Raw genomic sequence first — 20969 nt, forward strand, 5'->3', positions numbered from 1 at the left:
CGATTCGCTTTTTACAACGCCAGCCGTTCCTCCAATGAAGGATCCGGGGTGATGATAATGGCGGGCTCCATGCGGTCGATACGGACCGTTCCGGGCTTCGCGCCGCGTATGGGGTGAACGAACTTGGCGAGCGCGGCGATGACGTCCACCTGCGTTTCGTCCTTGCGCCAGCTCTTGAGCACGGAAAGGATGGCGGCTTCGGAAATGGTCCGGGAGGGAATTTCCTGCGCGGCGTGATCCCGGCGGATCAGGATGTGCGCGCCCGGCCCACCGCCGGTATGCATCCAGAGATCGTGCGGGGCTGCCAGCTTGAGAAGCTGGGCGTTCCCCTTGGCGTCGCGGCCCCGAAGGAGCAGGAAGCCGTCGCTGCTGCGGAACGGCTGTACGTTCTTGGGCAATTCCGGAGCGCGGAACTGCGGCGCGGCGGGAGAGGGTGCGTTGGCGGGCGTCGGCGCGGACGTCGCGGCTTGTGCCATGAGCCCGGCTTGCTCCGCACGGGCCAGATCGGCCTGTACGGTGGCAAAGCGGCCTTCAAGCATGGAAAGGCCTCGCTTGCCCCGGCTGGCCTTGTGGAACAGCGACGCCATGTTTTCACGGACGGTGAGGCGGGGATCGAGGGCAAGATCGACAGGCCCTCCGGCCCCGTCCAGCGTGACGGAGGCGTGTTTTTCCTCCGCAGAAAAACGGTAAAGCTGCGATTGGAGCAGGCGGGCGGCATCCTGTGCCGCAACCATGTCGCTGAGGCGTTTTTTTTCGCTCTCCAGCTTGAGCAGGAGTTTGCGCAGGCGGTTGGCCTCGGCCTGATGGGGTTTGGCCGCTTCGGCCCGAGAGAGGGCCGCGATGCCGCGCAGGACTTGCGCTTCCCCGGCTGCTGCGCACGCCCGGATGGCATCCTCGACCACCAGTTCCTCACGCGGCGTGCCGTCGGCGTCGCGGCGTCGTTCGGGCGGCAGGGGCCATGCGGAAAGCTCGCGTTCCCCGGCGGCGTTCTCGTAAAGGAAAAGATCTCCGCCTCCGGCCTCCAGATCGAGGAGCAGGGCGGATTGTTCGTCGGGCGGGAGCAAAGGGAGGGTACGGCGCAAGGGCGGCGTGATGACCGGCCAGTTCCGCCAGCCGTCGCCTTCACAGGCTTCGGCCCAGTGCGCGGGATCGGGCCATGCCGGAATTTCAGGCTCAGGCGGCGCGTCGAAAAGCAGCGAGGGGCCTTCCCGCAGATCGAGCGTAAGCCAGCATTCGGTATCGGCGTTGACATGAAGGTAAAGGCGGCGCCCCACCCAGTCGGGCAGCACGTCGATGATCCGGCGATCCGCAAGGTATTTGCGCAGCCGCATGATATCGGCCGGCGGTGCGCTGCCGACGGGGATTTTGTGCGTCGAAAGGAAAAGGAAGGGAGCCTTGCGGCCCGCGCGAAGAAACAGGAAACGTTTGCCGCCTGTGCCGTAGAGCGTGAACAGGGTCACATCCTTGGCCGGGCGGTGGATTTTTTCGATCCGGCAACCCATGAGCGCAGGCGCAAGCTCGTCGCACAGGCGACGGAACACATGGCAGTCCATGCAAAGCCTCGTGAGTTTGGGAGACGGGCGGGCCCGCCGATGAGAAAGAGCCCGCCAAAGCGCGAACCTTGGCGGGCTGTAGAATTACTCGCCCCGAATGTTTTCCCCTTCTTCCTGACGGGCCTTGCAGTTGATGCAAAGCTTGGTCACGGGACGGGCCTTGAGACGGGGAATGCTGATATCTTCACCGCAGTCTTCGCAGATGCCGTAGGTCCCTTCGTCCAGCCGCTGGATGGCGGCTTGGATCTTGCGGATCAGGCGGCGTTCGCGGTCACGGATGCGCAGTGTGAAAGCGCGATCCGATTCGGCGGACGCACGGTCGGCAGGATCAGCGAAGAGCTCGTTGCTGTCGGTGAGGTCCTCCAGCGTGGAATCTCCCTTGTGCTGCGCCTCTTCAAGCATATTGTTGAGGAGCGTACGAAAATATTCGATGTCCTTCTGTTCCAAGAAACTACCTCCTGGCAGTCTTCACGATGCGGGCTGAACCGCATCAAGCTTGTGTAGAGTTCCTTCATATACCTGAGAACACTAGGCTCGTAAAGAGGGGCAAGATCCTTTTTCAGAAACAATCACGCAAGGAAAAGGCCTCTTTCGCCCCTTCCGTTCACCGGCCAGTTGGAGTATAAACACCCATTCCGTCGAAACAGCAATCCCCCCAAGGAGTACAGACGCATGAGCGGAAGCAACGCCCGCAGCAATGCCATTAGAGCCATTACCAGCTACAAACCGGATCTCGCCCCCCTGAACTATGCCGACACCAAGCCGACTGAAATCTACGGAAGCAACGTTTTCAGCGACAAGGTGATGAAGGAACGCTTGCCCCGGATCGTCTACAAGTCCCTGCGCAAGACCATCGAGCAGGGGGTCCAACTCGATCCTTCGCTGGCGGACATCGTGGCTTCCACCATGAAGGATTGGGCCATCGAGAAGGGCGCTACCCACTTCACGCACGTATTTTATCCCCTGACGGGCCATTCCGCCGAAAAGCACGACGGGTTCCTCTCGCCCGACGGCAACGGCGGCGTGATCACGGAATTCAGCGGCAAGATGCTGAGCCAGGGCGAAGCCGACGGCTCAAGCTTCCCTTCCGGCGGCCTGCGCAGCACCTTCGAGGCGCGCGGCTATACCGCGTGGGACGTGACCAGTCCGGCCTACCTTATGGAAAACAGCAGCGGCATCGTGCTGTGCATCCCCACGGCCTTCCTGTCGTGGACGGGCGTGGCGCTTGACCGCAAGACCCCGCTCCTGCGCTCCAATCAGGCCCTCAACAAGCAGGCCAGCCGTATCCTCAAGCTGTTCGGCAAGAAGACCTCCCTGCCCATCATTTCGTACTCCGGGCTGGAGCAGGAATTTTTCCTCATCGACCGGAACTTCGTGTTCGGCCGCCCCGATCTGCTCACCGCCGGGCGTACGCTGTTCGGCGCGAAACCGGCCAAGGGGCAGGAATTTGAAGACCAGTACTACGGCGTCATGCCCCGCCGCGTCATGAGCTGCATCACGGAGGCCGAGCGCGAACTCTACAAGCTCGGCGTTCCGGTCCGCACGCACCATAACGAAGTGGCTCCGAGCCAGTACGAGATCGCCCCGGTGTTCGAAACGGCCAACCTCGCCATCGACCACAACCAGCTCATGATGACCGTGCTGAAGAAAGTCGCCAAGAGGCACGGCCTTCACTGCCTCCTGCACGAGAAGCCGTTCAGCGGCATCAACGGTTCGGGCAAGCACCTCAATTATTCCATCGGCAACGCCGAAGTCGGCACCCTTTTCGAACCAGGCGAGACGCCGCATGAGAACGCGATGTTCCTCGTGTTCCTCGTTGCCGCGATCCGTGGCCTGCACAAGTACGGGGGGCTGCTCCGCGCCACCGTCGCCGCCGCGTCCAACGATCACCGCCTCGGTGCCAACGAAGCGCCGCCGGCCATCATGTCCATGTTCCTCGGGGATCAGCTCACCGATATTCTGGAACAGTTCCGCGTCGGTCAGGTTCGCGGCTCCAAGGGCAAGCGCCTGATGAACGTGGGTGTGGATACGCTGCCGCCTCTGCCCGCCGATCCCGGCGACCGCAACCGTACGAGCCCTTTCGCGTTTACCGGCAACCGCTTCGAATTCCGCGCGCTCGGCTCCAGTATGCCCGCCTCGGCCTCTCAGACGGCTCTGAACACCATCATGTCCGACTCCTTGGACTATGCCGCCACCCGCCTCGAAAAGCTCTCCGGCGGCGATCCCGAAAAGCTCCACGCCGCCGTGGGCAAGCTCATCCAGGAGATTGTGGAGGAGCACAGCGCGGTCATCTTCAACGGCGACGGCTATTCCGAAATCTGGCACCAGGAAGCGGAGCGGCGCGGCCTGCCCAACTACCGGACCACGCCCGAAGCCCTGATGGTGTACACCAGCCCCGATGTGGTGGATCTCTACAGCCGGTATAACGTGCTGTCGCGTCAGGAGCTCAAGGCCCGTCAGGAAATCTATATCGAACAGTACTGCAAGACGATCCGCGCCGAAGCGAACCTCGTCATCCGGATGGGCCGGACCATCATCTACCCCGCCGGGCTGCGTTTCCAGCAGGAATTGCTCCGTGCCTGCCTCGACATGCGCGCCTTGAACCGCGAACCCGACACTGTGTTGCTCGACGACATCGACGACACCCTGCGCAAACTCCGCGAGGGGCTTGAGCACCTCGAAAACAATGTGGACATGAAGATTGAAGATCCTGTGCAGGAAGCGCATCACAAGTGCACCGTGGTCATTCCGGCCATGAATGCCATCCGCACCCTTGCCGATCATCTCGAGACGATCGTTCCCGAAGATCTGTGGCCTCTCCCGAGCTATCAGGAGATGCTGTTTGTGAAGTAGGGGAAAATGGGGGAAAGGGAGGAAGCTTTTCTGGAGAAAGGGGGGGGCGCCCCACGCTTTCTCCTCTCCTTCCCCAAACCCCATCCGCTCCTCTTTCAAAGACGTTTGTCTTTATTGAACCCATAATCCGTATTGGGGTTGATGACAGAAAGCCTTCCCGTAGTGGGGAAGGCTTTTCTGTCGTAAAATGGCCTTCTACGGAAGGGGCCCATATTTTTACTTTTCTATAACACTTCGTAAACCCTGCAGAAGACGTTGTCAAAGATGAGCCGGAAATAGGGAGCGAAGCGCGGATCGCCGGGATCGCAGATAAGGAGCTGCACCATAAGGGTGTTGTACATGCGGTCGTCGATGACGAGCTTTTCTCCGGTCACGCGGTTGAACATGAAGTGTACGTTGCGGCGGCGCTCCATGTCTTCCTTCCATGCCTTGATGGCGGCGTTGTCGGGCAGGTACTCGGGCGGCGTCACGTAGTCGCGGTGATCCAGCTGCCCGTCGGAAAAGACGTCGATACTGGCGGCGGGGACATTGATGTTGCTCCCCTTCATCACCACCTCCCCTTTATCGAGGCGGTAGGAAAGCGCCTGCGGGACGATGCTGATGGCGTAGCCCCGGCCTTCCTTGGACAGGAAGTTCCAGCTTCCGAAGGTGGAAATCCAGAAGCCGAGATCCAGCATGTCGAAGCTGAGCACAAGATACTGCTTGCCGTCGGCCTGAATGAGCGGGTTGTTTGGGTTGTTCAGCCATGTGATCATGTCCGCGGCCTGAGACGCCGTCAAACCTTTGAATACGTTGCCGGGAACATTCCCTTTTGCAGCGGTATATTTGATGATCTGGCGGGCGAAACGCGGATCGTCCGTGGCATAGACGGCTGCGGGAAGATAGAGCGAAGGCCCGCCGTGTTCCGCACCGTCGGCGATGGTGTCGCGCCGCGAAAAATGGTGCGCCGCGTATCCCCAGTCCCACCAATGCCAGATCATGGCGTCTTCGGGGGTGGCCTTGCGGAGTTCGCGCAGTCCGGCGGCGTGGCGGCGGTTGAGGATGGGGCCGTGGGTCATGGCGGGTACGAGATCCGCAAGCGGAGGGATCACGATGGCGAGCATGAGGATGACCGCCGCCGAGCGGTAGAGCAGGTGCGGCCCGATCATGTCAAGCGTGCGGGTCAGGCGCCAGCCCCGCTGGCGCCCGAGCCCGATGACGAACATGGCGAGAAGGCACCCCATGATCACGAAATGGAGCCATCCGAGTGAGTTCCAGAGCTCGATCATGGTTTCCCGGCAGCTCGGTACAAGGAGGATGAGCCCGGCCAATATGAGGCAGGCGAGGAAGAACACCTTGCGGGTGGTCTTCGCCCGGACGTCCCCGAGGGCGCAGGCCAGCCAGTCCACGGGCAGGGTCAGCCCGATGGCGACGATAGGCGCGCCGAACATGACCATCCGTCCGCCCATCTTGGTGCTGAGCAAGGCCAGCAAGGCCAGCGGCACAAGGAAGAGTGCCCCGGAACGGGCGCAAAGCACGAACAGGAATCCGAGCAGCCCGAGGATAGCAATGGGTTGCCACGGATGGAAATAAACCAAGATTTCGGTCAGTGTGAGATCTTGGATCTCGATGATCGACTGGGCTACGGACGGGAAGACCAGCGGATCGGGCGTGCCCGTAGCCACGGCATCCCCGGCGCGCTTGAGGTAGCCTTGCACATGGTGGAGCATCGTGCTCAACACGCTCAGATCGACAAGCAGCGCTGCCGCCATCAGCCAGAACGCCGCCAGTACGGCGGGGCGGTGGAGCTGCGCCACGAATTGGCGTTCGCGGCCCATGATGGCGATGAGAAGCGTGAGCGGGAACATCGCTCCCGTGGGGCCTCCGAGCGCGGGCAGGGCATAGGCGAGCCCTGCGAGCAGGGCCGTGCGGCGTTCGCCCGGGCGGGCCAGCAGAAGCGCCATGCAGCCGATCAAGGCCACATTATAGCGCACGATGTACGGGAACATGGAATGCCATTCCTGAGACCACCAGGCGAGCAGCCCGCTTGCGCTGAGGGCGAACACCCAGAAGGCCGAGATAGGCGCGTACGGCTGATGGCCCGGAGCGTCCAGCGCAATGGGGATGGGGCGTTTCGTCCAGCGCTGGAACCAACGAAACGGCAGGGCCAGCGGGTGGCGGAGGAAATGCATGACCCACACAGCCGGGGCCAGCCCGATAAGCAGGGGCAGGAACAGGGTAACGAGGTCGGTGTCGGCATAGCCGAGCATGGTACGGGCAAGGAAGCCCGGCGAGAGCGAGGCGAGGATGCCGGCGCAGAAACCGGCTTCCATGCTGCCCATGCCCCACGCCCACAGGAAGATGAGCAGAGCCACGAGGCTGGCCATGACCGGAGGCAGCCAGAAGGCGACCTGCGCAGGCTCGGCGCCTGTAATCAGGGCGAGGATACGGAGCAGTTCGGACATGGGATGTCCGGCGCCGAATTCAAACCCCTCAGCCCCGGCGACCCAGTGGTAGGCGTCGTGCGTGGCGAGGAGCATTTCATTACCAAGGCGGTATTCCACATCCTGCCACGACGGCCACTCCTGAAAGCGCAGCAGAAAGGCCACGGCGTAGGTCGCTATGCCGAGCAGAAGGCCGAGGAGCCAGCGCGGTATGGGGCCGAGGGGGATGTTTCTTGATGGGGGAGGCGGGGGTATTGTCACGGCGTATCCCGGAAAAACCGGCGTTCGCGGACGCGGGAATGGGTAAGGGGGAGGTGAGGCCCTCCCCCGGATGTTGTGCGGGAATCAGAAGCCTTCACGTTCCCGTTCTTCTTGGCAGGCGCGGCACAGGCCGACGCCGGGCAGGGCTTCCAGACGTTTCTGGGGAATGGGCTCGCCGCATTCACGGCAGCAGGCCTGACCGTCGATCCACTCCGGCCCTTCCCAGTACTGTGAAGAACGGGCGCGCTGGAGGGCGGTTTCGCGTGCGAGCCGTTCCAGTTCCTGCGCCTGATCGAAAATGTCCATTCGTGTCCTCTTTACTTTAACGTGAAGCAGGGGGAGTCCCTCAAGACGGGCCAGACCTTCCCCCGGGAAGGCCGCAGGTTTGCCCGAAAATCGTTCGCGTTGCAAGTAGTTTTATGAAAGGCGCAGCGACTCGAAGGGAATTTTGCCCACGCACTTGCGCAGGGGGGCCGGTACTCCGTCCACCGCGATGGCCGGAAGATGCGCGTCCCACGGGAAGAGCAGGGCAAAGGTGCCGGGCGAAAGCGTAACCCGGCTGGCTTCCGCCGGAGCGGGCTGGAAAAAGCCCACGTCCCGCTGGTCATCAAATGGGCCGTCGAGGGAGAGGCCCGTTGTGGCGGCGTTGAACAGCCATTCCTGGCCTTCCACCACCATCTGCACATCGCAGAAGCGCTTATGGCATTCGTAGAGGCTGCCGGAAAGCGGGCGCGAAGTCAGTGTGGCAACGCTGACGAAACCGTCCGTCAGAGGATGCGTGCCATCCGTGAGGTCCGCAAGGGAACCGGAACCGCCGGGCGCGTAGTTTTCGAGCCAGCGCATCGTTTCTTCCCATGCCGGGCCGAAACCGTAACGCCGCCAGTTGCTGATATGATCGACGATCATCCTGAAATCCTTTATGAAGAAAAGGGTTATGGGGAAGAGGGCCTCTCTGGAAAGGCCCCTTCCGACCTACCCTTTCAATTGAACGGATGGGGAGGCGGGGCAAAAGCGCCCCGTGCCTCTTCTCGCAGAAAACGGCACGCTACTTTTTGATGTTTGCGAGGATGTCTTCCAGCGTGTCCGCGAAGGCGCGCAGATCTTCTTCCGGGATGTTGAGGGCCGGGAGGAGGCGCAGGACGACTTCGTGGGACAGGTTGCAGATAAAGCCGCGGCGGATGAGTTCTTCCCAAACGGCCTTCGCGGGGAAGGCCAGCTCGATGCCGATCATGAGGCCGAGGCCGCGCACTTCCTTAATCGTTCCGGGGTGGCTTTCGCTGATACGGCGGATGGATTCCATGAACTCGCCGCCAAGGCTGGCCGCGCGCTCGTCGAGATGATCGCGTTTCATGATCTGCACGACTTTGGCCGCCACGGCGGACGTCAGGGCGCCGCCGCCGAACGTGGTGGCGTGGCTGCCTGCGACAAAGCCTTTGGAGACTTCGTCGGTGGTCATCATAGCGCCCATGGGCAGGCCGTTGGCGAGGGCCTTGGCGCAGGAAATGGCGTCGGGCTTGAGATCGAAATGCTGGAACGCCCACGGCTTGCCGGTACGGAACAGGCCGCCTTGTACCTCGTCCACGAGGAAAAGGATGCCCTTTTTGCGGCAGAGCGCTTCAATGCCCTTGGCGTATTCGGCGTGCATGGGGCGGATGCCGCCTTCGCCCTGTACGATTTCGACGAGTACGGCGGCGGTTTTGGGCGTAATCGCGGCCTCAAGTACGCTCAGATCGCCCCACGGCACGGTCTTGAAGCCGTCCGGGATAGGCGCGAACCCGTCTTGAAAACGCTCCTGCCCAGTGGCGGCCATCGTCGCATACGTGCGGCCGTGGAACGCCTTGTCCAGCGTAATGATTTCGTAGGCGTCGACGTTCTTCACCCGCTGCATGTAGCGGCGGGCCAGCTTGATCTGCGCTTCGTTGGCTTCCGCGCCGGAGTTGCAGAAGAACGCCTTTCCAAAATGGCTCAGGGACAGCAGTTCCTCGGCCAGTTCAAGCTGTTCTTCCTGATAGAAAAGGTTGCTCACATGGATGAGCTTGCGGGCCTGTTTCTCGATGACCTGAGCGATTTCCTCGTTGCAGTGGCCGAGGCTGGTTACCGCGATCCCGGCCAGCAGGTCGACGTATTCCTTGCCGTCGAGGTCGGTGACTCTGGAACCTTTGCCGCTGGCGATGCTGACAGGGTAACGACCGTACGTCCGGCAGAGAAGGGATTCTTCGCGGGCCTTGATCGTATCGAGAGAGGAAGTGGTCATGATGGTATCTCCTGTCCGGCGGCCGCCGGAATGCTCATATAAGTACGACGGCGTGTTCTGTGAAGGCCGTCTAGTGTTTTCCCGTATGTCCGAAGCCCCCGGAGCCGCGTCCGGTGGCGCCCAGCGTCTCGCATTCCTCAAGCTCCACCTGCAAGGCGGGCTGGAAAACGAGCTGTGCGATGCGGTCTCCTCGTCGGAGCCGTCGTTCCTCGCCGGACGTATTGAGGAGGACGACGGTGATTTCGCCGCGGTAGTCGGGATCAATGACGCCGACGCCCTGCGCCACGGTCAGGCCCTGCATGGCTCCGAGCCCGCTGCGCGAGTAGACGAACCCGGCGATGCCCGGCGTAAGCGGTTCGACGGCGATGCCGGAAGGGATGGCCAGACGCCCGCCCGCCGGAATGGCGGCTTCGTCTTCTTCAAGGCAGGCCCTCAGATCGAGGCCCACGGAACCTGAAGTGGCGTACCGCAAGCCTTCGGCCCCGTTCGCCGTGTACACGGCCTGCGAATCCCGCAGGTACTGGATGCGCACCTTGGGGTGTGCTGTAGTCATGATATGCTCCTTGCTCAAACCGCATCTCTACCGCAACCCGTCCCGCCCCACAAGGAAAAAGAGGCGGACGGGAGGCGGAAATGCTCTCCGAAATGCTGGAAATTCCGCAGGCATCCGTGTTCAACGGCAAGCCCGCGCAGGAGAAAGCCCCGGCCACCGTTCAAAGGAGGCGGAAAGCATACGCAGTGCAAAGCATCCTTGCGGCCCATAGGGACAGCTTGCGGGCCGCAAGGATGGGGTAGGAAACGGAAGGGCAAAGACGTGCTGTGCCGGCCAGCGGATAGGAGGGCGGTGAGGGGACACCTCCCTCATCTGAAATGGAATGTTCGTCCGCTTATAACGTCTTTTCAAAGAAAAGGTGCCCAGTATGGGAAATCACCCCGCCGACCTTCATCGTGCCCGTTTCAGCCAGTTGAAATCCCAGCTTCTTGTAGAGCGAAGCGGCGGGAATGTTTTGCGCTCCCGTATCAAGCCTTACCACTTCACAGGAATGGTGCCGCGCTCTTTCCATCGCGTACTTGACGAGAGAGGAGCCGATGCCTTTTCCTGCGGCCTCAGGGCATACCATGACCAGATGAATGACCATCACCTTCTCGGCAGGGGCGCGGCTTGGCCAATCTATTGTTTCATATTCATCCGGCTGGTTCCTATCGACAATGATACTCCCCAATATGTCCCCATTCTCTTCATAGACATGCAATGCCCCCTTTGACAGCGCTTTCGCCGCATCCGCTCTTGTCGGATACACCCCCTCTTGAAAAACAGTGAAGGCTCCGTGTTCCTTCTCATGCAGAAAATGTTTCTGATACCCTTCTTCAACCTGGTTCAGATCCGCATCTGTTGCCTGCCTTAGCATTTTGCTTTTCTCCTTTCTCCGATTGTCCGATGAAGACTGGTATGGGGTATCAAAAGCCAACATATGCTGGTTTGACAGCGGGTATGCGTTGTTGCCTGTACATTGGATGATTCAACTTGCCGGGGCTTATGCCCATTTCCCGCAATCGGAGGGATCGCCATGCAGTTTTTCAAGGGCATGGTCGAGGGCGGGAAGAATGGCGGCGAGGTTTTCGGAAACGGCTTTGCGGCTGCCGGGGAGGGTAATGACGATGGTGCGTCCGAGCGTCCCGGCGACGGCGCGGGAAATGGCGGCGGTGGGCGTCTTGGCGAGGCTGGCCTGCATCATCGCCTGTTCGAAACCCGGCAGGCGGCGTTCAAAGATCGGGAGCAGCGCCTCGGGTGTGGTGTCGCGTGGGGCGAGCCCTGTGCCGCCGCTGGTAAGGATGAGATCGTATCCCTGACCGAGCGCCAGTTCCATGACAAGGGAGCGCAGCGTCTGCGGATCGTCCGGGATCATAAAGCCTTGTTCGTGGCAGAGCGGGAGTTTGGCGCGGGTGCCGGCGGCCATGAGCGGCCCGCTTTCGTCTACGCGCAGCCCGGCGGCTCCTTTGTCGGAAAGGGTAATCCACGCCAGGGCCCAGTGTTCGCGGCGTGCGGCCAAGGTCCGCGTTCCGGCCTCGATGGGCGTGAGCGCCTCAAGCAGCGGACATATCTGGGTGTGCGGAGCATCCAAGGCAAGGACGGAGGGAGGCAGGAACATCCGGCCCGTGACCTTGAGCCGGGCGACGCCCGAAGCGTCATAAAGGCAGGTCCCCACACGCCAGTCCCGGTTGCCGTCGGGAAGGGGGCGGGCCGCCATGCCGTGAACCGCAAACGGTGCGGGCTCGGCGGTGGCGGGCAGGAAGGCAAGCGGCAGGATATCGCCTTCGGCGCAGGCGTGCAGGCTGAGGGTGTGGATCGTTTCGGTCACGGGAACCTCCTGTATGATGCCAACGGGCGTTGGATGAAGATGGCTGAGGACAAAAGGGCCTGCGCATTCGCAGCGGCGTGCCGTCCATCGCGGCATATTCTCCGTGGACGGGGGCGAACCTGAAAACCAACCGAAGGGTTCCGGCATCAGGTGGGCTCTCCGCGAACGCAGGGGCGAACCCCTTCCCGCGTCGAGGTCGAGGAGCTGAGTGCTCTCTGCGGACACGGGGCGGGTACACGCTCAGGGAGCGGAATCCGATGGGCCGCGTATGCACAGGGCTGCTGCTCTCCATTTCCATAATGAAGCCAAGCCATGCGATGTGCCGTGTATACGCGGGGGCCGCCGTCACTTGTGCGACGGTTCAGCCTGTTGTATCCTCCCTTACTTTCACAGACAAGCGCGGAATGCCTTTGAGGGCGTTTTCCGTAGCCTTTGCCGGTTCAGGCCGGTCCCAAGGAGTTTTTGCATGACCATGACCAACGGCGGCGACCAGACCGCTCAGCTTACAGTTCTCGGCACCGGTCGCCTTCCGCAGCCCGAAGGCGGCCCGAGCGTCAGCCTTTTGGAAGTCTTCCCCAACCGCTTCCCGCATCGTCCGTATGTCGTCAGCATGGCGTTTCCCGAATATACGTCCCTGTGCCCCGTGACCGGGCAGCCCGACTTCGGCACGATTGTGGTGGAGTTCATCCCCGATCAGAAGTGTGTGGAATCCAAGAGCTTCAAGCTGTATATGTTCGCCTACCGCAACCACCAGTCCTTTATGGAAAGCATCACCAACACCATCCTTGAGGATTTCGTGGAGGCGCTCGATCCGATGTGGTGCAGGGTGAAGGGGCTTTTCTCGCCGCGCGGCGCGACGTACCTGCATGTCTTCGCCGAGCATTACAAGAAGCTTGACGACCCGGCCAAGGCCGAGGAAGTCCGGCAGGCCGTCGCCGACTGGAAGCGCGAAGCGGCCCCCCATACATGGGACAAGTAGCCATGCACGCGCTGCTCATCGACATCGGCAATACGTCCCTGAAAATAGGCGTAGCGGGCATAGAGGGGCTTGTGGCCTCCTATACGCTGCCTACGGATACCCAGCAGAGCGGCGACGGGCTTGGCCTTCAGCTTGCCTATCTGCTCGGTCATGCCGGATTCGGCACGCCCGCGACCGGGCCGGGCAATGTGGCGCTCGACGGGTGCGTGATCAGTTCGGTCGTTCCCGGCATGAACCCGTTGGTGACCCATGCCTGCAAACGCTTCCTTGAGCTGACTCCCCGGTTTGCGCACCGGGATTTGCCCATTCCGCTGGAAAACCGCTATGAGCGGCCCAATGAAGTGGGGGCCGACCGCCTCGTCGGGGCTTTCGGGGCACGCCGCCTGCTGCCGGATGTCCGTTCCGTGGTGTCCGTGGACTACGGCACGGCGACGAACTTCGACTGCGTTACCGGAAACGCCTACCTTGGCGGCCTGATCTGCCCCGGCGTCATGTCCTCGCTCGGAGCGCTGGCTACGCGCACGGCGCAGCTTCCGCGTATTGCGCTGACGGCGCACGCGGACGTGCCCATTGTAGGACGGAGCACGGTGACGAGCCTGAACCACGGTTTCCTGTTCGGCTTTGCGTCTATGACCGAAGGGCTGTATGCGCGTCTGACCAAGACGCTTGAAGGCCCGGTCGCGTTCGTCGCCACCGGCGGCTTTGCCCCGGATGTCGCCCGCGTCGTGGATTGTTTCGATCTCGTCCGTCCGGATCTCGTCCTCGAAGGGCTGCGTCTGTTGTGGCTTGAGTCGAGAGATTGATTGAAGATGTGGGGGAAGGGGAGGGAGCTTTCTTCAGAAAGCTCCCTCCCCTTCCCCCACGCCCCCATCCCCTCCCGCAAAGACTTTTACGTTTATTGAATCCCTGTTCGGAAGTAAGGGAAAGATGGAGAGCTGGTTTCTCGGAGAGGAGCCCTGTGGAGACAACGGCGGAGTGGTCGTTGTTGCGCGCGGTGGTTTCGTTTGAGGGAGAAGATTGGGGTTGTCTGTGCAGTTTTTTATTGATGGATCGTTACGTGACAGGCAAAACGACGATGACAGAGAGGAAAGACGCTCTTCCGTGCCGGATGCAGGATTTACCGCCCGCCGGGGCGCGGTTGTGCATGGCGGTCGGGCGTTTTCTGAAAGAGAAGTGCGGCGTATCTCCGCACCATGTCATCGTGGCCTTTTCGGGCGGCGCGGATTCCACGGCGCTGGCCGTGATCTTGCGCTGCCTCGGCGTATCCCTCGTGTTGGCACATCTCGATCATCGGCTTCGCCCGGAAAGCGGGGAGGAGGCGGAGTCCGCGCGGCGCTTCGCGGAACGGCTCGGCGTGCCCTGCATGGTGCGGCGCGTGGATGTGGAGGCGCTGGCGCGTTCGGAAGGGATCGGCCTTGAAGACGCGGGACGGCGTGCCCGGTACGCGTTTTTTGATTCGGCGCTCCGGTCTGGACGCGCGGAGTGGGTTGTTACCGGTCATCATCTGGATGATTTGAGCGAAGATGTGCTGATGCGGCTTGTGCGCGGTTCCGGCTGGCCCGGACTTGGCGGCATGAAGGCCGTGGATCCGGCCCGGCATCTCCTGCGCCCTCTGCTCGGGACCTCGCGGGCGGAGTTGGAAGCTTTTCTCCGCTCTCTCGGTGTGGATTGGATCGAAGACGCCTCGAACCGGAGTGACGCATTCCGGCGCAACCGTATGCGCAATCATGTCATTCCGCTGTTGAAGGCTGAAAACCCTTCTTTTTCCCGCTCCACGCGCACGCTTTGGGAGCTTGCCCGTGAGGACGAACACTATTGGGACGAGGTGCTTGCCCCGGTGTTCGCGCAGCTCCGGGAGGAAAACGGCAGTCTCCTGTTACCGCGTGCGGCCTTCGTCTCGCTGCCGCGTGCGGCGCGTCTGCGCGTGTATGCCGGTTTGTTTCACCGCTTTGGGCGCGGACAGGCGCAGTCCGAAACGTTGTTCCGCTTGGATGAAGCCGCCGTCTCCTCTCGCAGCCGGAAGGTTTTTCAGTTCCCCGGCGGCATTCGCATCACGACGGATGGGGAAGGGGTACGGATGGAATCCGGGGGAGGGGGGAAGAACCCCTTCTGAAGAACGGAGCCTTCTCCCCTCTCCACTCCAATATATCTATTTTTCTTCCATCAACGCCTTCAATGTCAAATAGACGCCTTCGTCATCAAGGCCAAGGCGGTGGCGGAGCTGGGCTTGCGTGCCGTGCTCCACAAAAGCGTCGGGCAGGCCGATGCGCTTGATGCGTTGCCCGCGCAGGGCTCCGTTGTCGACGAGGAGTTCCAGCACGGCGGAAGAAAAACCTCCGGCAAGGGCGTTTTCCTCGGCGAACAGGATGCGGTCAAAACGGGTTGCCAGATCGAGAAGCTGCTTTTCGGGCAGAGGCTTGATCCAGCGGGCGTCGAATACGGCCACGCTGCGGCCCGTTTCGGTGAAAAGCCTTTCGGCGGCGTTCTGTGCCGCGACCACCATGCTTCCTACCGCAATAACCACGGCGTCCGTACCTTCGCGGAGCAGTTCGCCTTCGCCGAGGGGAAGGGGCGGCAGTGAAATCAGCGGTTCGGCGTTGGGCAGGGGGTGGCCGGGAGCGGACCCGCGGGGATAGCGGATAACCAGCGGCTGGCCGAGGTTCAGGGACGTGATCAACGCGGCCTGAAGTTCGGGTTCGTCGCGGGGAGCGAGTATCTTGATGTTCGGAATGTGGCGGAGGAACGAAAGATCGAACGCCCCGTGATGCGTGGGGCCGTCTTCGCCCACCAGCCCCGCCCGGTCAAGGCAAAGCGTCACGGGCAGTTTTTGAATGCATACATCGTGTATGATCTGGTCATAGGCACGCTGGGAGAAGGTGGAGTAGATCGCCACAAAGGGACGGTAGCCTTGCGAGGCGAGGCCCGCCGCGAAGGTGACGGCGTGCTGTTCGCAGATGCCCACGTCCGTGAAGCGGGTGGGAAAACGTGATTTGAAATGTCCCGTTCCCGTGCCGCTGGACATGGCGGCGGTCACGGCCACGATGCGGTCGTCCTCTTTGGCGAGCCGGCAAAGCGTTTCGCCGAAAATGTCTGTATAGGTCGGCGGAGCTCCGGCGGGTTTGGGCTGCGTCTGGCCTGTGGCGACGTCGAACTTGCCCAGCCCGTGGAATTTGGAAGGCTGAGCCTCGGCGGGCGGGTACCCCTTCCCCTTGCGGGTGAGCACGTGCAGCAGGACCGGCTGATCGTCGATGGAGGCCGCCATTCTCAGATGGCGTTCCACTTCCTCGATATTGTGCCCGTTCACCGGACCGATGTAGTTGAAGCGCAGGGCCTCGAAAAGCATACCCGGCGTGAATACGGTCTTGAGGCTGCGGTGCGTGCGATGGGCGTATTCCGCCATTTCATCGCCAATGCCGGGGATGGACTTGAGCCAGTCCTTGACTTCCCGGCGTACCCTGCGCGCCCAGCCGCGTTCCATGTTGCGGCTGAGGAAGAGGGACAACGCACCGACATTGTGGGAGATCGACATCTCGTTGTCGTTCAGGACCACGATGAGGCGCCGGCCCATGTCGCCCGCCTGGTTCAGCCCTTCAAAGGCCAGCCCTCCGGTGAGGGAGCCGTCTCCGATGACCGCGAGCACATGGTTTTTCTTTCCCGCCAGATCCCGAGCCATCGCCATGCCGAGAGCCGCGGAAACGGATGTCGAGGAGTGTCCGACGCCGAAATGATCAAACGGGCTTTCTTCGATTTTCGGAAAACCGCTGATACCTCCAAGCTGGCGCAAGGTATGGAAGTTTTCCGACCTTCCGGTCAGCAGCTTCCATGCGTAGCTCTGGTGCCCCACATCCCAGACGAGCTTGTCTTCCTCAGGGTCGAATACGGAAAGGAGCGCGAGCGTCAGCTCGACGACGCCGAGCGAGGGGGCCAGATGCCCTCCGTTGGCGGCAACTGTGCGGATAATGGTCTGGCGCAGTTCCGTCGCCAGGATCTGCTTGTCGGCGAGGGACAGGTCCGCCACCATGGAAGGGTGCGTGATGCGGGCGAGAAGGGGAGGAAGGGTACTATCCGTTTCGTTCATGAAGAGTGCGTTCCTGTGGTCTGGGCAGGTTGCCGGGGCTTGGGCGCGGGGCGCCTGCTTTGTGGTATGCGGAACTCCCTGTATAGCTCCGCCTTATCGAATTGGCAAACGGACCTTGCGGAGAGCGGTGCTCCCCGATGCGGGATCGGGGATGCTTCGCTCCATCGGTTTTTCAGTGGCTTTATTTGTTGCGCGTCACCAACATGAGCGCGAGCCCCTTGAGGAATGCGGCGTCCTGTCCGGAGAAGGCGCTCAGGCTGTCGACGGCTTTCTCGGCGAACTCCTGCGCCAATTCGCGGCTGCGGTCGAGCCCCATGAGTGAAGGATATGTGGTCTTGCCCATTTCGGCATCGCTTCCGGCGGGCTTTCCGAGCGTGGCGGTATCGGCGGTCTCATCAAGGATGTCGTCGACGATCTGGAAGGTGACGCCGAGCGCTTCGCCGTAGGCGCGCAGGCTGGCAATATCGGGTTCCGAGGCTCCGGCGAGGAGGCCGCCGCTGACGCAGGCCACGCGGAACATGGCTCCGGTCTTGAGGGCATGGAGCGTTTGCAGGGTTTCCAGGGGTACGTCCGTTTTCCCGGTGCAGTCCATATCGAGGATCTGTCCGCCGACCATGCCCGCGGAACCGGCGGCGGAGGAGACGGACGCCAGAGCCTCGAGCACCCGCCCGGCGGGAAGATCCTTTACGGTGGAGGCCATAAACCCGAAGGCGTCGGTCAGCAGGGCGTCGCCCGCAAGGATGGCGGTGGCTTCATCGAAGGCCTTGTGGCAGGAGGGGCGGCCACGGCGCAGATCGTCATCATCCATCGCGGGCAGATCGTCGTGGATGAGGGAGTACGTATGGATCATTTCCAGCGAGGCGGCGAAGGGCATCACCGCTTCGGCGCTCAGGCCGAACAGGGCGGCGGTGGACAGGCACAGCACCGGACGGAGGCGCTTGCCGCCCGCGAGGAGGCTGTAATACATGGCTTCCTTGAGTCGTCCCTGCATGGGAATGGCGTCGAGGCAGTGCTGAAGATACGCCTCCACCTGCGCGCCGCGTTCGGCGAGGATCGTCTTGACCTGCTGGGAATCGTAAGGAGTGCTCATGAATGGGTCCTTTATGTGGTTTTCTCGGGCGGGAAATCATCCTGACGGCATGAAAGCGTCCGCATCGCTTCCAGTGTCTTCCGTTCTCTGGTTCCAAGGGGTTTGTGGGCAGCGGGGACAGGGATCGGGCACGCGGGAAGAGGAAAAAGAAGAACACAGCAAAGGTCTTTTGTCAGTACCTTCCGGGTTGTCCCCGCTCGCCGGAGCCTTATATCTTTTTCGCCAATCCTCATGGTTGTCCGGTTTGCGCCCGGCGGCATTTCTGCTGTGCGGACTCCCCATCGGCCGGAGTTTTGCGGGGGGAGGCGGGAGGGAGCTTTTTTTACAAAAAGTTCCCTCCTCCGGTCCTATTCCCCTTCCTCGTCAAGCTTCTTTTCGTCAAAAGGCTCCAGACCTTCCTCGGTGAGAAGGCGGACTTCGTTGCGGGCTTTTTCCAACTGCTCGCGGCAGGAGCGGGAGAGCGTCAGCCCTTCCTTGTACAAGCGAACGCTGTCCTCAAGCGGAAGTTCGCCGTTTTCCAGCGAGGCGACGACTTCTTGAAGTCGGCGCAGCCGATCCTCGAAGGACGGGGTTTTCTTGGCGGCCATGCGGGCTCCTATTGTTTGGGGACAAGGGAAAGGGGATCGACGGCGACGCCGAGGATATTGACCCCAAGATGCAGGTGCGGGCCGGTCACGCGCCCGGTCGCGCCCACGAGGCCGATTTGCTGTCCGGCCTTGACCATCTCACCCGGTTTCACATCGAGGCGGGACATGTGCGCATAGGAGCTGACGACGCCTTGCCCGTGATCGAGGTAGACGGTATTCCCCGCAAAATACATGTTCTGAGCGATGGCCACCTTGCCGTCGGCCACGGCCTTGATCGGCGTGCCTTCCGCACCGCGCAGATCGACGCCGCGATGGTAGGAGCGGAGTTCGCCGTTGAACATCCGCCTGCCGCCGAAGGCGCTGGTCACCACACCGGGAACGGGGCGCTGGAATTCGCCGCGCCAGTAGCGTTCCGGCGTCACGCGGTTGATGGCCTCGCTGGATTTTTTGCGTTCGGCGTCGATGCGCTTCATGGCTTCCTTGGGTGGGTTCACGAATGTTTTCTTGACCGAAATCTGCTGCTCGGGCCATTTCACCTTGAGGACTTTCACGGTGGCCTTTCCGGTCAGCGTCCCGGCGGTGGCCTGTACGATCAGATCCTTGCCGGCGTTGACGGGCACGGGGAGCAGGGCTTCGGCGATGCGGCGCCCGCCGTCCGCCACCGTGGGCGCGGCAATGTTTTTGCCCAGCCACGTGAAGGTGATCTGGGGCAGCTGCTCGTCAATGACGACGCGGACTTTGACGGCGGAACCCTGTTTGGCTTCCTCCGGGGCATGGATGGTCAGCGATGCGGCCAGCGCGCCCCCGCACAGAAGCAGCGTAAGGCATACGGCCAGCAATGCGATCCGGCAGTTACGGGATATCATGGGACTCTCCAGTTGCGCGGACGGCGGTTACGCGGGTATCCGCTTCGCCGTCGCGGATTTTGACGGTCAGGGATGCGCCGGGCTGCACATCCCGAATGCTGCGGACGAAATGGCCGTCCGCCGTAAAAGCATAGGCATAGCCCCGCTCCAGCGGCCCTTCGGGGTCGAGTCCGCGAAGCCGCAGATCGTGGCGTTCCAGCTGGCGCTCCAGCCCTTCGAACTGCCGGGCGAAGCGCTCTTCCAGCCGGGAAGAGGCCGTGTCCAGCCGTCCCCCGATTTGCTCAAGCCGCAGGGCTTGCGCCTGCCGCAGGCGGCGGGTCAGGGCCGCCGTTTGCTCCAGCCGCGTATCCAGCACACGGGACTCCGCGTAGCGGGACATTCCGGCTTCCAGAAAACGCAGCCGTGCATCAGTCCGTTCCAGCTTCTGTTCCAGCGCGAAATCCAACCGGCGGGCAAGGGCGCCGAACCGCTCCTCAAGCCGGGCAAGGCCGCGTTCCGGCGAAAGCCACGCCAGAGCCCTGCCAAGCGTGTCCAACCGCTGATCGGCTTGGGAAAGGCGCCGCTCGGCGGCTTCCAGCAGGTTCGCTTCCAGATCGTCCACGAGCTGCGCATACCACTGGCGTTCCGGCCAGAGAAGCTGCGCGGCGTGGCTTGGCGTCGCGGCACGCAGGTCCGCGACCATATCGGCGATGGAGGTGTCGACTTCGTGGCCGATGCCCGCCACTATCGGGATGCGTGAGCGGTACACGGCACCTGCCACGCGTTCGTCGTTGAAGGCCCACAGGTCCTGAAGCGAGCCCCCGCCCCGGATGAGCACAAGCACATCGGCCCAACCGCGCCAGTTTTCGTCGTCCAGCGCCTCCGCGATGCGGGGTGGGGCGTCGTCGCCCTGCACGGGGACGGGGTGGATGCGGATTTCGCAGCCGGTACCGCGCTCTCCGGACAGCCGCAGGAAGTCCCGGATGGCGGCTCCGGAGGGGGCTGTGATCACGGCGACGCGGTGCGGGTGTTCGGGGATGGGGCGTTTGCGTTCGAGGCTGAAATAGCCTTTCTCCGCCAGCTTGCGCTTGAGGGCTTCCAGCGCCAGATGGAGCTGCCCTTCGCCGCTGTCCTGCGCGAGTTCGACCACAAGCTGATAGCCGCCGCGCGGAGCGTATACGGTAAGGCGTCCCGCGCAGATGACCTGCTGGCCGTTTCTCAGCGTCCCGGCGAGGCTCATCCGCGGGCCGTCCTCGAACACTTCTCCGGTCAGGGGATCGAACGTTTCGCGCTCTTTCTGGCTGCCTTTGAACCAGACGGCCTGGAGCAGGGCGTTTTCATCCTTCAGGGAAAAATAGATGTGCCCGGACGAGGGCCGGGACACGTTCGTGACCTCGCCGCGCACCCAGACGTAGGGAAAGCCGCTTTCCACGGCATCCTTGATTTGTGCGGTCAGTTGGCGGACGGTGAGGATGGACATGAGGGGATGATGCCTCCGGCGGGCAAGGCTCCGCCCTGCACCCGCAAGGGGCGAGCCGCCCCTTGACCCGGCACGTTGTGAGCCGGGGCGGGATGATGGGTGTTTCTTTCGCCCGGAATCGGGCTTTATGCGGCATGGCGATGAAACGGCAAGGCCGCTTCATCGCCATAACAAAAGGTGTTTGAGGAAACTCCCTTCGTGCTTCC

At 62.3% G+C, this 20969-nt stretch carries 18 protein-coding genes; 4 read left to right on the forward strand and 14 right to left on the reverse strand.

Annotated elements, in window-relative coordinates:
* Positions 1–11: 11 nt before the first annotated feature.
* Positions 12–1553, reverse strand: a complete 1542-nt coding sequence (locus HMPREF0178_RS11570) for an NFACT RNA binding domain-containing protein (RefSeq protein ID WP_009733566.1) — start codon at positions 1551–1553, stop codon at positions 12–14.
* 84 nt (positions 1554–1637) lie between these two features.
* Entirely contained in the window at positions 1638–2000 is a 363-nt protein-coding gene (gene dksA / locus HMPREF0178_RS11575; protein ID WP_005025400.1) for an RNA polymerase-binding protein DksA, read from the reverse strand.
* A 225-nt stretch (positions 2001–2225) separates the two neighbouring features.
* On the opposite strand from dksA, the gene HMPREF0178_RS11580 reads away from it, so the two are divergent.
* Complete coding sequence (locus HMPREF0178_RS11580) at positions 2226–4406, forward strand: glutamine synthetase III (protein WP_005025402.1); 2181 nt, start codon at positions 2226–2228, stop codon at positions 4404–4406.
* A 224-nt stretch (positions 4407–4630) separates the two neighbouring features.
* On the opposite strand, the gene HMPREF0178_RS11585 is transcribed toward HMPREF0178_RS11580, so the two are convergent.
* From HMPREF0178_RS11585 to HMPREF0178_RS21015, 7 genes are all read right to left on the reverse strand, one after another.
* Positions 4631–7090 (reverse strand): STT3 domain-containing protein, encoded by a 2460-nt coding sequence (locus HMPREF0178_RS11585; RefSeq protein WP_009733567.1) that lies wholly within the window; start codon positions 7088–7090, stop codon positions 4631–4633.
* Positions 7091–7174: 84 nt separating this feature from the next.
* The gene (locus HMPREF0178_RS11590; RefSeq protein ID WP_005025407.1) at positions 7175–7396 is read right to left on the reverse strand and encodes a TraR/DksA family transcriptional regulator; all 222 of its coding nucleotides are present in this window, start codon (positions 7394–7396) and stop codon (positions 7175–7177) included.
* A gap of 111 nt (positions 7397–7507) precedes the next feature.
* The gene (locus HMPREF0178_RS11595) at positions 7508–7996 is read right to left on the reverse strand and encodes a YhcH/YjgK/YiaL family protein (RefSeq protein ID WP_009733568.1); all 489 of its coding nucleotides are present in this window, start codon (positions 7994–7996) and stop codon (positions 7508–7510) included.
* A 139-nt stretch (positions 7997–8135) separates the two neighbouring features.
* Entirely contained in the window at positions 8136–9344 is a 1209-nt protein-coding gene (locus HMPREF0178_RS11600; protein WP_009733569.1) for an aspartate aminotransferase family protein, read from the reverse strand.
* A 70-nt stretch (positions 9345–9414) separates the two neighbouring features.
* Positions 9415–9897, reverse strand: a complete 483-nt coding sequence (gene dut / locus HMPREF0178_RS11605; protein ID WP_009733570.1) for a dUTP diphosphatase — start codon at positions 9895–9897, stop codon at positions 9415–9417.
* A 334-nt stretch (positions 9898–10231) separates the two neighbouring features.
* Entirely contained in the window at positions 10232–10753 is a 522-nt protein-coding gene (locus HMPREF0178_RS11610; RefSeq protein WP_009733572.1) for a GNAT family N-acetyltransferase, read from the reverse strand.
* Positions 10754–10879: 126 nt separating this feature from the next.
* A complete protein-coding gene (locus tag HMPREF0178_RS21015; protein WP_009733573.1) occupies positions 10880–11704 on the reverse strand; it encodes a molybdenum cofactor biosynthesis protein B in 825 nt (274 codons plus the stop codon).
* 466 nt (positions 11705–12170) lie between these two features.
* On the opposite strand from HMPREF0178_RS21015, the gene queF reads away from it, so the two are divergent.
* The 3 genes from queF to tilS all read left to right on the forward strand — a co-directional run bounded on the left by queF (position 12171) and on the right by tilS (position 14796).
* Positions 12171–12683, forward strand: coding sequence for a preQ(1) synthase (queF, locus tag HMPREF0178_RS11620; RefSeq protein WP_009733574.1), 513 nt, complete (start codon positions 12171–12173; stop codon positions 12681–12683).
* The gene (locus tag HMPREF0178_RS11625) at positions 12671–13486 is read left to right on the forward strand and encodes a type III pantothenate kinase (RefSeq protein ID WP_198134983.1); all 816 of its coding nucleotides are present in this window, start codon (positions 12671–12673) and stop codon (positions 13484–13486) included. Before queF ends, HMPREF0178_RS11625 begins: the two co-directional genes overlap by 13 nt.
* A gap of 272 nt (positions 13487–13758) precedes the next feature.
* The gene (tilS, locus tag HMPREF0178_RS11630; protein ID WP_039959024.1) at positions 13759–14796 is read left to right on the forward strand and encodes a tRNA lysidine(34) synthetase TilS; all 1038 of its coding nucleotides are present in this window, start codon (positions 13759–13761) and stop codon (positions 14794–14796) included.
* 36 nt (positions 14797–14832) lie between these two features.
* On the opposite strand, the gene dxs is transcribed toward tilS, so the two are convergent.
* The 5 genes from dxs to xseA all read right to left on the reverse strand — a co-directional run bounded on the left by dxs (position 14833) and on the right by xseA (position 20763).
* The gene (gene dxs, locus HMPREF0178_RS11635) at positions 14833–16761 is read right to left on the reverse strand and encodes a 1-deoxy-D-xylulose-5-phosphate synthase (RefSeq protein WP_009733577.1); all 1929 of its coding nucleotides are present in this window, start codon (positions 16759–16761) and stop codon (positions 14833–14835) included.
* Positions 16762–16942: 181 nt separating this feature from the next.
* Positions 16943–17851 (reverse strand): polyprenyl synthetase family protein, encoded by a 909-nt coding sequence (locus tag HMPREF0178_RS11640; protein ID WP_009733578.1) that lies wholly within the window; start codon positions 17849–17851, stop codon positions 16943–16945.
* A 347-nt stretch (positions 17852–18198) separates the two neighbouring features.
* A complete protein-coding gene (locus HMPREF0178_RS11645) occupies positions 18199–18438 on the reverse strand; it encodes an exodeoxyribonuclease VII small subunit (RefSeq protein WP_009733579.1) in 240 nt (79 codons plus the stop codon).
* Positions 18439–18446: 8 nt separating this feature from the next.
* Positions 18447–19304 (reverse strand): M23 family metallopeptidase, encoded by an 858-nt coding sequence (locus HMPREF0178_RS11650; protein WP_009733580.1) that lies wholly within the window; start codon positions 19302–19304, stop codon positions 18447–18449.
* Positions 19291–20763 (reverse strand): exodeoxyribonuclease VII large subunit, encoded by a 1473-nt coding sequence (gene xseA / locus HMPREF0178_RS11655; protein WP_009733581.1) that lies wholly within the window; start codon positions 20761–20763, stop codon positions 19291–19293. The genes HMPREF0178_RS11650 and xseA overlap by 14 nt, the downstream gene beginning before the upstream one ends.
* Between the last annotated feature and the right edge of the window lie 206 nt (positions 20764–20969).

Source organism: Bilophila sp. 4_1_30 (genome assembly GCF_000224655.1).
In the GTDB taxonomy this organism is placed as follows: domain Bacteria; phylum Desulfobacterota; class Desulfovibrionia; order Desulfovibrionales; family Desulfovibrionaceae; genus Bilophila; species Bilophila wadsworthia.